Origin of the sequence: Microtetraspora malaysiensis (genome assembly GCF_001528665.1) — a bacterium.
Taxonomy (GTDB): Bacteria; Actinomycetota; Actinomycetes; order Streptosporangiales; family Streptosporangiaceae; genus Microtetraspora_A; species Microtetraspora_A malaysiensis.
In genome coordinates this window covers 12,405-25,467 of sequence record NZ_BBYJ01000026.1, presented here as the reverse complement: position 1 = coordinate 25,467, position 13,063 = coordinate 12,405, and the positions used below count along the sequence as shown (strand labels likewise).

Below are 13,063 nucleotides of genomic sequence, written 5' to 3'. Positions count from 1 at the left end.
GAATAACAATTTCCTTGAGTCAACCCATAGCAGGAAAGCTCAGTCTTTACGTGGCAAACACGGCCATGTCCGGCATCTGGAAGGGGTGCGCTCTCCGGCGGAGTGCCAGGGGCCCCGCTCCAGGTCGTACAACCATCCGGCCGGCCGCGCTCTTCCCGGGAGTGGCCCGTCCCGCCGCCTCCCGGTCCGGCTGCGCCGCTTTCCTGGGGTGGGAGCGACGTTTCGGCCGCTCCCACCCCGCGTCGGTCACGTCTCCTCGGCCTTTCCGGCCGGCCGGAGGGACGCGGCCCCGTGATCAGGTCTGAAGATCCGGGATCCGGGACCTGATCGCCGTAAGGGGCGGGTGCGCGTGGCCGTTCACGGACAGCGCGCGGTCCAGGTCGGTGATGAGATCCGTAGGGTTCTCCAGGCCGATGGACAGGCGGACCAGGGCCGCGTCGGGGCGGGCCTCGGGGGCCACCGGGCGGTGGGTGAGCGCCGCCGGGTGCTGGATCAGGGAGTCGACGCCGCCCAGTGACACCGCGTGCGTGAACACCTGGACGGCTGAGGTGAGGCGGGCGGCCTGGTCGTAGCCGCCGCGCAACTCGATCGACAGCATCGCGCCGGTGCCGTCCATCTGCCGCCCGATCAGCGGATGGTCGTCGGTGGGGTAGTAGAGGCGAGCCACGTCCGGGTGGTCGGCGAGCCAGGCGGCGACGGCGCGCGCGTTCGCCTGCTGGGTGCGTACCCGCACCGGCAACGTCGCCAGTCCGCGATGCAGCAGGTAGGCGCCCAGCGGATGGAGCAGCGCACCCGTGATCGCGCGCACCCGGCGCAGGGCCGCGGCGCGCTCCTCGTCACACGCGATCACACCCGCCACCACGTCGCCGTGCCCGCCCAGGTACTTGGTCGCGCTGTGCAGCACCATCGCGGCGCCGAACTCGAGCGGGTTCTGCAGCACGGGCGTCGCGAACGTGTTGTCCACCAGCACCGGCACCCCGTCCGCCGCCATCACGACGGAACGAATGTCGACCAGGTCGAGCGTGGGGTTGGCGGGGGTCTCCAGCACGACCAGCGCGGTGTCCCGGCGGATCGCCGCGGCCACCGCCGCGCTCGTGCCCTCGCAGAACGTCGTCTCGACGCCCAGCAGGTCGGAGGCCAGCAGGTGATCGGTGCCGCCGTACAGCGGGCGGACCGCCACGACATGGCGTCGCCCGGTCTCCCGCGTCGTCGCCAGCACCGCCGCCGTCAGCGCCGCCATGCCGGACGAGAAGGCGACCGCCGCCTCCGCGTGCTCCAATCGCGCCAACCCCGTCTCAAACCGCGCCACCGTCGGGTTCCACAGCCGCGCGTAGACCGCCGTTCCCTCCGGATATCCGCCGGAGGCCAACGTCTCGTAGGCGGACCCTCCGGTCTCGATGTCCGGCAACGGGTTGGTCGAGGAGAGGTCGATCGGAGGCGCATGCACCCCGAGGTCCGTCAGGTCCTCGCGCCCGGCGTGGACGGCGACGGTGTCGGGATGAAGAGAACGCGATGTCATGGCCCGACTGTCGGCGAAATCGCCAATCACCTTCAAGATATGTTGCGGAAGAAGGTCCGTTTTTGGATAGTTGGTGCGGATTCCGTAATTGGAGGGTCGATGTCGCGACGTGTACCGCAGGATCCGCAGCTCGACGGCACCGACCTGAAGATCCTGGCGGCCTTGTCGCGGGACGGCCGCCTGACCAACGCCGCACTCGCGGCTCAGGTCGGGGTCGCCGAGTCGACGTGCGCCTATCGCGTGCGCGCGCTGCGCGCGTCCGGTGTGATCACCGCTATCCACGCGCACGTCGACACCGCCGCGCTGGGCCGCCCGCTGCACGCGATCATCCGGGTCCGGCTCGGCGGCCACTACCGCGACCCGGTCCACACCCTCTTTGACCGGCTGGTTGAGACACCCGGCGTCCTGACGGTCTTCCACGTCAGCGGCGACGACGACTTCCTCGTGCACGCCGCCGTCGCCACCCCGCAGGACCTGCGCGACCTGATCCTCGAACGAATCACCGTGCATCCCGGCGTACGCCAGACCCAGACCCAGCTCGTCTTCGAGGCCCGCACCGGTGTCGGCATCCTGCCGCCTTCCCCGGCCTCCGAAGCGAGGAAGACAACCAGGCCCACCCGGTAGCGGGCGGCCGTGACCGGTCGGCGGCGGGTCAGGCGCCGAGCCGGCCGCCGTCGTTCAGATCCGCGGCGGGAGCGGGCCGAACAGCCAGTTGCCCGGGGCCTGCGCGTCAGGGCTGCGGAAGAACTGCTCGTTCGCCCTGTGCAGCTCCTGCCTGCTCAGTGAGCCGTTGCCGTCCAGGTCGAGGCGCTCGAACGCGGAGAGGCTGTTCGGCTCCGACATGCGGAACGCGCTTCCGGCCATGCGGAGATACTCGGTCCGGGTGATCCGCCCGTCTCCGTCGGTGTCCATCAGGTCGTAGAAGGCGTCGGCGACCGGCGCGATATGCCGGAGGTAGCCCTCCTCGGGCTGTGTGACGAACCGGTCGAATCCGGCCGTGAACTCGGTCAGATCGACCCGCTCGTCGCCGTTGGTGTCCATGGGAAGCGTCACCTCGTCCCACAGACGCGCGTACCGGGCCCGGACCCGCTGCGACTCGGGCGAGCCCGGCGCGAACCCGAACGCGTTCACCAGCCGGTCGGCCGAGGCGGAGTAGTCCATCTTGTCGATGGCTCCGTCGTCGTCCACGTCCAGGAGTGCGAAGAGATGGGCCATCTTGCGCAGCTGCAGGTCGTTGAGCATGGAGCCTCCCGCTTCGACTACGTTGAGTGCCGGTTACTTTACTGTTTGTTGCCGCTTGTGGGAAGGTTCCTTGGTGAATGTTCAGGTGGTCGACGGAGCCAACGGATTCGTGGGTTCCCATCTGATCGGCGCCCTGCTGGCCCGGGGCGACGAAGTGATCGCCCTGGCCCGCGCCTCCGCGGAGGTGGTGCGCCGCCGGGTCGCGGACGCGCTGCGCTGCCTCGGCTTCGAGGAGTCCCTGGCGGGCCGGCTCCGGGTGCGGAGGCTGGCGTTGAACGAGCCGGACCTCGGCCTGCCGGTGGCCGAGGTCTTCGCCGAGCCCTGCGCCTACTGGCACACCGCCGCGCTCGTCACGTTCTTCCCGCGCCGCGAGGAGGAGCTCATGAACGTGAACGTGGCGGGTTCCGCGAACGTTCTGGCCACCTACGAGCGGCGGGCCCGTCCGGGGTCGCGCTACATCTTCATCGGAACGGCCTACCAGTGCGGGCTCGGCACCGAGGGGCGGGTACCCGAGAACTGGCCCGCGCACGCGCCGCCGGACCGATTCCGGAATTTCTACGAATACTCCAAACGCGAGGCGGAGATCGCGCTGGCCCGGTCGCGGTCCGTCCGTGAGGGTGCCGTCCTGACGGCGCGGTTGGGCGTGATGGTCGGCCACTCCCAGACCGGCCGCGCGCTGACCGACTACGGCCTGTACGACTTCCTCCGCGTGATGGCCTTCTTCGCCCGGCGCACGCCCGGTGAACGGGTCCGCCTGCCGTGCCATCCGGACGCCAACCTCCATCTGACGCCCATCGACACGACGGTCTCCCGGCTGCTTCCGCTCGCCGCCGCGGATCTCGATCGTCCGGTCTTCCATGTGGTGAACGGGGAGACCGTGCCCGTCCGGGACCTGTTCGAGGTGATCAACGCTCGGCTGCCGATCGAGCTGGTCCCGGCCACACCCGAGCAGATCCGGGACGAGCCGTTCAACCGCTTCGAGGCGGTGGTCAACATGCGAGCCAAGTACACCGCGACCTACTTCCGGCATCACTACGACTTCGAGTGGCGCGACCGGGCGGCCCCGCCGGCCGTCACTCCCGCGGTCCTCGACCGGTTGGTCTCGTGGTACGTCCGTGAGGGGTTACCGGAATGACCGATTTCGTCACGCAGGTACGGGGCCGCCTCAGCGGCGACCGGGAACTGGTCTTCGTGCAGGACAACGGGGAGCCGGCCCGGCTCACGTTCGCCGAACTGGATCGGCGGGCCCGCGCCGTCGCCGTGTGGCTCACCGAACGCGGCATGACCGACCGGCCGGCGCTGCTGCTCTATCCGGCCGGGCTCGACTTCACCGTCGCGTTCCTCGGCTGCCTCTACGCCCGGGTCCCGGCGATCCCCGCGCCTTTGCCGGACGTGGGCGCACCGCACTCGAGCCGCGTTACGGCGCTGTTGCGGGACTCGGGGGCGCACCTGATCCTGACCGATCCCGCACACGTGTCCCAGCTGTCCGGCCTCTCGGCCCGCGCCGTCGCCCCCTCCGCCGATCCCGGCGCCTGGACCTCGCCGGATCTGCGCCCCGACACCATCGCGTACCTGCAGTACACCTCCGGCTCGACGAGCGATCCGCGCGGAGTCGAGGTGTCACACGGCAACCTGCTGCACAACCTTGAGTCGTTCCTGTCCCTGGCGGGTGCGGAACCGCCACGGCGGCTGGCCGGCTGGCTGCCCCACTACCACGACATGGGCTTGGTCGGCCTCCAGCTGCACGCGCTCTACGCGGGTGCCGACCTGGTGTTCATGTCGCCGAACGCGTTCGTCGCGCGGCCGGTGCGCTGGCTGGAGCTGATCAGCCGGTACGGCGCGGACTGGACCGTGTCCCCGGATTTCGGCTACTCCTGGTGCACCCGCAGGATCACCGATGAGCAGCTTGCCGGGCTGGACCTGTCCACGTTGGGCATGGCCCTCAGCGGAGCCGAGCCGATCAAGGCCGCCACGCTCGCCGACTTCGAGCGCAGATTCGGGCCCGCCGGCTTCCGCCCGACCACCTGGAATCCCGGTTACGGCTTGGCCGAGTGCACCCTGATGGTCGCCTGCGTGCCGCGAGGGCAGGGCGTGACGGTCCGCAGGTTCGCCGCCTCCGCGCTGGAACGGCATCAGGCGATCGCCGACCCCGACGGCGTTCCCCTGGTGGCGTGCGGTCCGGTCGCCGGGCTCGACCTGCGGATCGTCGACCCGGAGAGTTGCGCCCCCGTGCCCGACGGCGGGATCGGGGAGATCTGGGTGGCGGGCCCGAGCGTGGCCCTCGGCTACCGTGGCCGTCCCGAGGAGACCCGTGCCACCTTCCGCGCGGGTGGGGGCCGCTGGCTGCGCACCGGTGACCTGGGCTTTCTCCTGGACGGACAGCTCTACGTGACCGGGCGGATCAAGGACGTCATCATCGTCAACGGCCGCAATCTCTACCCCCAGGACCTGGAGGAGGCGGCCTCCCGGGCGAACTCCGCCGGAGGACGGAGCGCCGCCTTCGGCATCCGCCGGCCGGACGGCCGGGAACACGTCGTCCTGATCCAGGAGGTCCGCCACGGAGATCCGGCGATCCTCAGCGAAACGGCCGACCGGGTCATGGACCTGGTGACGAGAGAGTTCGGCATCCCGCTCAGTCTGATGCTGGTAGCCCGTGGAGGAGTGCGGCAGACCACCAGCGGCAAGCTGCGCCGCCGGCACATGCGGGAGCTCTTCCGCGGCGGGAGGCTCACGCCGCTGCACGCCGAGTTGGAACCCGCGGTGCACGATCTGCTGCGGGTCCGCTCATGAACGTGTCAGAAATCCGACCCAGGAGAGACCGTGCCCGACCGTGACGTGCACCGATGGCTTACCGAGCGGATAGCTCACTACCTCCAGCTGCCACCCGCCGAGATCGATCCCCGGGTCAAGCTCCGCACCTACGGGCTGGAATCGATCCACGCGCTCAGCCTGTGCGTCGATGTCGAAGAGGCCACCGGCCTGCTGGTCGAGCCGACCCTGGCCTGGGACCACCCGACGATCGACGCCATCGCCGCCCACCTCACCGAGCTCCAGTCCCACGACCGGACGGGCGCACCCCCGGAACGGCCCGCGGCCCCCGCCTGAACCACCCCTGGGAAGGGAGGGCCTGCCGTGTCCGCGCGCCCGACCGGCCGCGCACCGTACGGGGTTGGAGAACAGCACAACGGATCGAGCTGGATTCGTCCTGGAGGCCGATGAAGGCGAGGCACACCGAGCCTAGGGTTCGGGCATGTCTCGCCTCTCCCTCAGCGACATTTATCGAATCGCGGTTCCGGGAGACCCCCGGCTGCGCCCGGACGGGAACACCGTGGCGTACACGGTCACGACCGCCGACCGGGAGTCCGATGAGAACCGCTCCGAGATCTGGCTCGTCGCTGCCGGTGGCGCGCCACGGCGCCTGACGGGCGGCCCGCACGACTCCTCCCCGCGCTGGTCGCCCGACGGGCGCTCGCTCGCCTTCCTGCGCCCCGTGGACGGGAAGCCGCAGCTTCACCTGCTCCCCATGGAGGGGGGCGAGCCCCGCGTCCTCACCGCCGCGTCCCTCGGCGCGGGCCCCGCGGTCTGGTCGCCCGACGGGCGCTCCATCGCGTACAGCGCGCCGTGCGGCGAGGTCGACCCGCACGCCCCGGTCGTGGCCGACAGCCTGGAATACAAGGCCGACGGCACCGGCCTGCTGCGCGGCCTCACCCTGCACGTCTTCGTGGTGGAGGTCGAGACGGGGGACACCCGGCAGGTCACCTCGGGCGACTTCTTCGCGGGCGAGCCCTCCTGGTCGCCGGACGGCCGGCGGCTCGCGTTCACCGCGAACATGGAGGCCGACCGCGACCTGGTCGCCGGCGGCGCCGTCTACGCGGTGGACGCCTCCGGCGGCGAGCCCGAGCGGCTCACCGGCGCCGACGTGATCTGCGCCGGGGCCTGGTGGCTGGGCGAGCGGCTGCTCGTCGCCGGGAACACCGGCGACCCGGTGGGCCACACCCGCATGTTCGAGCTCGGCCCGGACAGCCTCGTGGAGATCAAGACGGGGCTCGACCGCAACATCATGGTGGGCGCCCCCGGCTATCCGGGCGCCGTCCCCCAGCAGGCGGGCGACGAGCTGATCTTCTGCGCCCGGGACGGCGGCTGCACCCACGTCTATCGCGCCCCCGGCGAGAAGGTCATCGGTGGTGACCAGGTGGTCTCGGGCGTCAGCGCGGCGGGCGGCCGGATCGCCTATGTCGCGTCGACGCCGTACAGCGCGGGTGACGTCTACCTCGCCGACCTCGACGCGCTCCCGGGCGACGGCCGGGACGACACGGCCACGACACGGCTCACCGACTACGCGCTCCACGACGTCGAACTGTTCACGCCGAAGCGCCGTACCTTCACCGCGCCCGACGGGACCCTCGTGGAGGGGTTCGTGCTGCGGGACGAGACGCTCACCGGGCCGGGGCCGCTCCTGCTGGACGCGCACGGCGGCCCGCACAACGCCTGGGCGCCGGTGTTCGACGGGGCGCACCTCTACCACCAGGTGCTCGCCGCGCGCGGCTGGACCGTGCTCACCATGAACCCGCGGGCCAGCGACGGGTACGGCGAGGCGTTCTACACGGCCGCGGTGGGCGCCTGGGGCATCGCCGACACCGGCGACTTCCTGAACCCGATCGACGAGCTGGTCGACGAGGGGACCGCTGACCCGGAACGGCTCGCGGTCACCGGCTACAGCTACGGCGGCTACATGTCCTGCTGGCTGTCGACGCAGACCGGCCGGTTCAAGGCGGCCATCCCCGGCGGGTGCGTCAGCGACCTGGTCAGCATGGCCGGCACCTCGGACGCGGGGCACCTTCTCAAGGCGTACGAGTGCCGGGGCGACATCACCGCGCAGTCACCGATGACGCACGTCGCCCAGGTGACCACGCCCACGCTGCTCCTGCACGGCGACGCCGACGACCGGTGCCCGGTCGGCCAGGCCGAGCAGTGGTTCGCCGCCCTGCGCGAGCAGGGCGTGCCGGTCCGGCTGGTCCGCTATCCGGGCGGCTCACATCTGTTCATCCTCAACGGCCGCCCGTCCCACCGGGTGGACTACAACGAAAGGATCGTCGAGTGGCTGCAGCAGTGGATCCCGGTCGCTGGCACTCCCGCCTCGCCGAGCTGATCACCCAGTTCGAGGTTCCCGGCGCGAACCTGGCCTTCCTGCACGAGGGTGAGGTGCACGAGTTCGCGGCGGGCGTGCTCAACACGGACACCGGGGTGGAGGTGACCACCGACTCCCTCTTCCAGATCGGCTCGGTCACCAAGGTGTGGACCGCCACGCAGATCATGCTCCTCATCGAGCGGGGCGAGCTGACGCTCGAGACCCCGGTCGCCGAGGTGCTGCCGGAGTTCCGGGTCGCCGACCCCGAGGTGACCAAGACCGTCACGATCCGGCACCTGCTCACGCACACCTCCGGCATCGACGGCGACCTGTTCCTCGACACGGGCCGCGGTGACGACTGCGTGGAGAAGTACGTGCAGGCGTGCGCCGACCTGGCGCAGAACCATCCGCTCGGCGCCACCCAGTCGTACTGCAACTCCGGGTTCATCATCGCCGGGCGCGTTGTCGAGCGCCTCACGGGCAAGGTCTGGGACGCCGCGCTGCGCGAGCAGATCATCGAGCCGCTGGGCCTGACCCACACCTGGACCCTGCCGGAGGACGTGCTGCGCTTCCGCGGCGCGATGGGCCACATGCAGGGCCGGCCCGCCCCCGCCTGGGGCCTGATGCGGTCCTGCGGCCCGGCGGGGCTGATCTGCGCCCGGCCCGCGGACGTCGTCGCCTTCGCGCGGGCGCACCTCGGCACCGAGCTGCTCGCCGACCCGCAGGCGATGTGGGAGCCCCAGGTGGACATCCCCGACCCACACACGATCGGCAAGCAGTGGGGCCTCGGCTGGATCCTGGACGAGTGGCAGGGCCGCCGTATCGTCTCCCACGGAGGCAACACCATCGGCCAGGCCGCCATGCTCTGGATGGTCCCCGAGACCGAGACGGTGGTGTGCGTGCTGGCCAACGGCGGCCACACCGCCGCCTTCCATCACGCCCTGGCCACCGAGCTGTTCGACGAGCTGCTCGGCCTGGCCGTGCCGCCCGTGCTCGGACCCCCGGCCGAGCCGTACGAGACCGACGTCGAGCGGTACGCCGGCGTGTACGAGCGGGCCGGCGTCCGGATGACGCTCACGGCCCGCGACGGACGGCTCTCGCTGTACGGCGAGGCCACCGGCGCCCTCGCCGGGCTGCAGCCGCCCATGGAGTTCGACCTCGTCCCGGTGGACGACACCACCTTCGTCGGCCGTCCCGAAGGGGAGCCGCAGTGGACCTCGGCGGTCTTCTACGAGCTCCCCGACGGTTCGCGTTACGTCCACCTCGGCGTGCGCGCCACGCCCAAGACCGCCTGAGGAGCCGGCATGCGTGAGGATCTGCAGAAGCGTTTCGACGAGGCGGCCGGCCGGCACGGAGTGCCCGGCGCCGCGCTCGCCGTCTGGACGGGCGGCGAGCTCGTCGAGGTCGCCACCGGGGTGGTGAACCGGAACACCGGCGTGGAGGCCACGCCCGACAGCGTCTTCCAGGTCGGCTCCACCACCAAGGTCTGGACCGCCGCCCTGGTCATGCAGCTCGTGGACGAAGGGCTGGTCGAGCTGGACCGGCCGGTCCGTGACTACCTGCCCGAGTTCGCCGTCGCCGACGGCGCGGAGAAGAGCATCACCGTCCGGCACCTGCTCACCCACACGGGCGGCTTCGACGGCGACCTGTTCGAGGACACCGGGCGCGGCGACGACTGCCTGGACAAGTTCGTGGCCTTCCTGCACGGCGCCGGTCACGTGCACGAGCCGGGCGCCCTGTTCTCGTACTGCAACGCGGGCTACTGCGTCCTGGGCGCGCTGGTCGCGCGGGTGCGGGGCACCACGTGGGAGGAGGCGATGCGCGAGCGCCTGCTGAAGCCGCTCGGCGCCACGAACTGGGCGCTCCTGGCCGAGGAGGCGATCCTCTTCCGGGCGTCGGCCGGACATGTCGGTCCCGAGGGCACCGTCTTCCCCTCGTGGCAGTTGCCGCGCTCCAACGCTCCGGCCGGCTCCACGATGTGCCTGGCCCCGCGCGAGCTGGTCCGCTTCGGCCGGATGTTCATGGCCGGGGGAGTGGCCGAGGACGGCACCCGCCTGCTGTCGGAGGAGGCGGTCGCCGCCATGCGGACCGGGCAGGTCGACGTGCCCGGCGTCTCCGGGCTGCTCGCCGGCCGTTGGGGGCTCGGGTTCGAGCTGTTCGACTGGGGTGGTGAGGTCTTCGGTCACGACGGCGGGACGATCGGGCAGAGCACGTTCTGGCGGGTCGCGCCCGGCGCGGACTTCGCGATCGCGATGACCGTCAACGGCCCCGGCTTCATGGGGCTGTTCACCGACGTGGCCCTGCCGCTGATCCGCGAGGTCGCCGGGCTCCCGGTGCCCGCCCTGCCCGCTCTGCCCGCGACGCCGCAGGCCGTGGATCCCACGCCCTACGCCGGCAGGTACGACGGCCCGGCGCTCTCGTACGAGGTGGCCGGGGCGGACGGCGGCCTGGATGTCACGTTGATCCCCGGCGAGTTCATGGCGAGCACGGGGGCCCCGGAGACCACCACCCGGTTCGTCCACTACCGCGATCACTCCTTCATCGCGGTCGAGCCGGAGGAGGGCAGGCACGAGACCCTCACCTTCGTGGTCGAGGACGGCCGGGCCGCCTACGTCCACAACGGACGGGCGCTGCGCCGTGTGTGACCTCCTGAAGGAGGTGTTCGACGACGCGGACGTGGAGGGCTTCGTCCACGTCCGCGAAGTCGACGGCTCCGCCGAAATCGGACTCAACCCCGACGAACCGGTCGTGCTCGCCTCGGTGTTCAAGATCCCTGTAGTGCTGGAGTACGCCAGGCAGGCGGCGGCGGGGACCCTGGATCGCACCGAGCGGCTCACCGTCACGACGGCCGACAAGGACGGAGGCATCGGCACCTCCGGGTGCGCCGACGACGTCTCGCTGACCTTGCGCGACCTGGCCCACTTCATGATGACCATGAGCGACAACGCGGCCACCGACGTGCTGCTGCGGCGGGTCGGGCTGGACAACCTGCACGCCACGCTGCGCGGGCTCGGCCTCGGGCGTACTCGCCTGATCGGCGGCTGCGCCGAACTGCTGGGCAGCATGGTGACCGAGCTCGGCCTCTCCGTCGAGAACGTCTCCGAGGAGGATCTCGCCGGTGTGTCCGAGGAGCGGATGCGGGCGCTGTCGGTGCTCGACCCGGAGCGGACGACCTCGGGGACACCTCGTGAGACCACGAGCCTGCTGAGCAAGATCTGGCGGGACGAGGCCGGTCCGGCGGAGGCGTGCGCGGAGGTACGGAAGATCATGGGCAACCAGGTCTGGCCGCACCGCCTCTCCTCCGGGTTCGGCGACGAGGTGAAGGTCTCCGGCAAGACCGGCACCCTCCCGGGCGTGCGCAACGAGGCCGGTGTCGTGGAATTTCCGGACGGGCGGCGCTACGCCGCCGCGGTTTACCTCCGGACGGACTCGCTCGGGTTCCGGCTGCCCCAGGCGGACGCGGCGATCGGCCGGGCGGCCCGCATGGCAATTGAGCACCTCCGCGAATAATGTCGGTTTATGTTCACTATCGTGAGCGGATGAGTGATCGGCCCCGCGCGAGCCTGCGCCGCATCCTGGAGGACCTCGGCAGCACCGTCCTGGACGTTGCCGCCGCGGAGGGTGACCTCCTCGACGCCGAGGTCACCGGAGTCCACATCTACGATCCGCTCGACGAGCCGCTCCTGCCCGCCGGGAGCATCGTGCTCGCCGTCGGGGTCGATCGCGCCGAGCAGATATGCGCCCTGCTCGACGCGGCGGGCCCGGCGGCGGGCGTCGTCGTCAAGCAGCCGGTGGACGTGGACGGCCGCGTCCACGCGAAGGTCCGCGAGACCGGGGTGGCGGTGCTGGGGCTCACCCGGGCCGCCTCCTGGGCGCAGGTGGCGGCGCTGCTGCGCGCCCTGCTGGCCGAGGGCGACCTCGCGGAACCGGGGAACGACACTCCGCTCGACGACCTGTTCGCGCTGGCCAACGCCGTGTGCGCGCTGCTGGACGCGCCGATCACCATCGAGGACCGGTCCTCCCGCGTGCTGGCGTACTCGGGGCGGCAGGACGAGGCCGACGCGGGGCGGATCGAGACCGTGCTCGGCCGCCAGGTGCCGGAACGCTACCGGCGGATGCTGGAGGAGCGCGGGTTCTTCCGGCAGCTCTACCAGAGCGGCGAGCCGATCTACATCGAACTCAACGACGAGGCCATCGCGCGGGCCGCGGTCGCCGTGCGCTCCGGGGACGAGATTCTCGGCTCCATCTGGGCGGTGGTGCGCGAGCCGCTGAGCGGGCAGCGCCGGCAGGCGCTCGCCGACGCCGCCAAGATCGTCGCCCTGCAGTTGCTGCGCCAGCGGGCCGGGGCCGACACCCGGCGACGGCTGCGCGCCGACCTGCTGTCCACGGTGCTGGCGGGCGGCGGGGACGCCGCCGAGGCCGCGGGCCGGCTCGGCGTGGCCAGCGAGCGCCTGTGCGTGCTCGCCGCCCAGCTCAGCGACGGCCCCGACGCCGACGCGGCCCGCCGGGAGAGCGACCGGCAGCGGTTCTGCGACGCGCTCGCCCTGCACGTCGGCGCCATCCATCCCAAGGCCGCCGCGGCGCTGGTCGGCTCGGTGGCGTACGCCGTGCTGCCCCTGCACGCGGGCGGCGAGGAGGAGGCCAGGGCCGTACGGGTCGCGGAAAGCTTCCTCGCCCGGGTCGGTCCCCGGCACGCGGCCAACATCGGCGTCGGGCGCATGGCGCGCAACCTGGCCGAGGTGGCGCGATCCCGGGCCGACGCCGACCGGGCCCTGCGGGTGTTGCGCGCCCGTGAGGCGTCCGGCGTGGTCGCCGGCTACACCGGCGTGCATTTCGAATCGCTGCTGCTCCAGCTCTCGGACCTGGTCCAGGCCGAGGAGCAGACGCCGACCGGCCCCTACGAGCGGCTTCTGGAGCACGACGCCCGGCACGGCAGTGAGCTGGTCAGCACCCTGCGGGCGTACCTGGACGCCTTCGGCGACGTGAACGCCGCGTCGGCCAAGATCCACGTGCACGCCAACACCTTCCGGTACCGGCTCAAGCGGCTGGTCCAGATCAGCGGGCTGGACCTGGCCGATCCCGAGGCGCGGCTGGCGGTGATGCTTCAGATGCGCATCTTCGGCGGTTAGCACGAGAGATCACCCGCTTTTCGTCCGGAGCAACGAAGAAGGTTC

General features: G+C 71.4%; 11 protein-coding genes. 9 read left to right on the top strand and 2 right to left on the bottom strand.

Going from position 1 to position 13,063, the window contains the following annotated elements; all coding sequences use genetic code 11:
• Positions 1–295: 295 nt before the first annotated feature.
• The gene (locus tag AWQ71_RS30495) at positions 296–1,519 is read right to left on the bottom strand and encodes a trans-sulfuration enzyme family protein (protein WP_084259461.1); all 1,224 of its coding nucleotides are present in this window, start codon (positions 1,517–1,519) and stop codon (positions 296–298) included.
• 99 nt (positions 1,520–1,618) lie between these two features.
• On the opposite strand from AWQ71_RS30495, the gene AWQ71_RS30490 reads away from it, so the two are divergent.
• On the top strand, positions 1,619–2,143 hold the full coding sequence (locus tag AWQ71_RS30490) for an Lrp/AsnC family transcriptional regulator (RefSeq protein WP_067139489.1): 525 nt from the start codon (positions 1,619–1,621) through the stop codon (positions 2,141–2,143).
• A 54-nt stretch (positions 2,144–2,197) separates the two neighbouring features.
• Here the strand turns inward: AWQ71_RS30490 and AWQ71_RS42070 are convergent, their stop codons facing one another.
• Positions 2,198–2,761: an EF-hand domain-containing protein gene (locus AWQ71_RS42070; RefSeq protein WP_157570670.1), complete on the bottom strand. Its 564-nt coding sequence runs from the start codon at positions 2,759–2,761 to the stop codon at positions 2,198–2,200.
• A 73-nt stretch (positions 2,762–2,834) separates the two neighbouring features.
• Between AWQ71_RS42070 and AWQ71_RS30480 the strand changes: the two genes are divergently transcribed.
• The 8 genes from AWQ71_RS30480 (at position 2,835) to AWQ71_RS30445 (ending at position 13,018) form a co-directional block, all read left to right on the top strand.
• A complete protein-coding gene (locus tag AWQ71_RS30480; protein WP_169806674.1) occupies positions 2,835–3,896 on the top strand; it encodes an SDR family oxidoreductase in 1,062 nt (353 codons plus the stop codon).
• Complete coding sequence (locus AWQ71_RS30475) at positions 3,893–5,551, top strand: fatty acyl-AMP ligase (RefSeq protein WP_067139484.1); 1,659 nt, start codon at positions 3,893–3,895, stop codon at positions 5,549–5,551. The genes AWQ71_RS30480 and AWQ71_RS30475 overlap by 4 nt, the downstream gene beginning before the upstream one ends.
• 30 nt (positions 5,552–5,581) lie before the next feature.
• Positions 5,582–5,866, top strand: coding sequence for an acyl carrier protein (locus AWQ71_RS30470; RefSeq protein WP_067139481.1), 285 nt, complete (start codon positions 5,582–5,584; stop codon positions 5,864–5,866).
• A 145-nt stretch (positions 5,867–6,011) separates the two neighbouring features.
• Positions 6,012–7,910: a S9 family peptidase gene (locus AWQ71_RS43435; protein WP_067139478.1), complete on the top strand. Its 1,899-nt coding sequence runs from the start codon at positions 6,012–6,014 to the stop codon at positions 7,908–7,910.
• Complete coding sequence (locus AWQ71_RS43430) at positions 7,859–9,184, top strand: serine hydrolase (protein ID WP_245658616.1); 1,326 nt, start codon at positions 7,859–7,861, stop codon at positions 9,182–9,184. The genes AWQ71_RS43435 and AWQ71_RS43430 overlap by 52 nt, the downstream gene beginning before the upstream one ends.
• Before the next feature lie 9 nt (positions 9,185–9,193).
• Positions 9,194–10,534 carry a serine hydrolase domain-containing protein gene (locus AWQ71_RS30455; RefSeq protein ID WP_067139471.1) on the top strand — a complete coding sequence of 447 codons (1,341 nt, stop codon included), beginning with the start codon at positions 9,194–9,196 and terminating at the stop codon, positions 10,532–10,534.
• The gene (locus tag AWQ71_RS30450; protein WP_067139468.1) at positions 10,527–11,399 is read left to right on the top strand and encodes a serine hydrolase; all 873 of its coding nucleotides are present in this window, start codon (positions 10,527–10,529) and stop codon (positions 11,397–11,399) included. The genes AWQ71_RS30455 and AWQ71_RS30450 overlap by 8 nt, the downstream gene beginning before the upstream one ends.
• A gap of 29 nt (positions 11,400–11,428) precedes the next feature.
• Entirely contained in the window at positions 11,429–13,018 is a 1,590-nt protein-coding gene (locus tag AWQ71_RS30445; protein WP_067139465.1) for a PucR family transcriptional regulator, read from the top strand.
• Positions 13,019–13,063 lie beyond the last annotated feature (45 nt).

Bases quoted from the DNA above. Each gene is read 5' to 3' on its own strand.
- AWQ71_RS30495 (WP_084259461.1), bottom strand. From the start codon at position 1,519: ATGACATCGCGTTCTCTTCATCCCGACACCGTCGCCGTCCACGCCGGG.
- AWQ71_RS30490 (WP_067139489.1), top strand. From the start codon at position 1,619: ATGTCGCGACGTGTACCGCAGGATCCGCAGCTCGACGGCACCGACCTG.
- AWQ71_RS42070 (WP_157570670.1), bottom strand. From the start codon at position 2,761: ATGCTCAACGACCTGCAGCTGCGCAAGATGGCCCATCTCTTCGCACTC.
- AWQ71_RS30475 (WP_067139484.1), top strand. From the start codon at position 3,893: ATGACCGATTTCGTCACGCAGGTACGGGGCCGCCTCAGCGGCGACCGG.
- AWQ71_RS43435 (WP_067139478.1), top strand. From the start codon at position 6,012: ATGTCTCGCCTCTCCCTCAGCGACATTTATCGAATCGCGGTTCCGGGA.
- AWQ71_RS30455 (WP_067139471.1), top strand. From the start codon at position 9,194: ATGCGTGAGGATCTGCAGAAGCGTTTCGACGAGGCGGCCGGCCGGCAC.
- AWQ71_RS30445 (WP_067139465.1), top strand. From the start codon at position 11,429: ATGAGTGATCGGCCCCGCGCGAGCCTGCGCCGCATCCTGGAGGACCTC.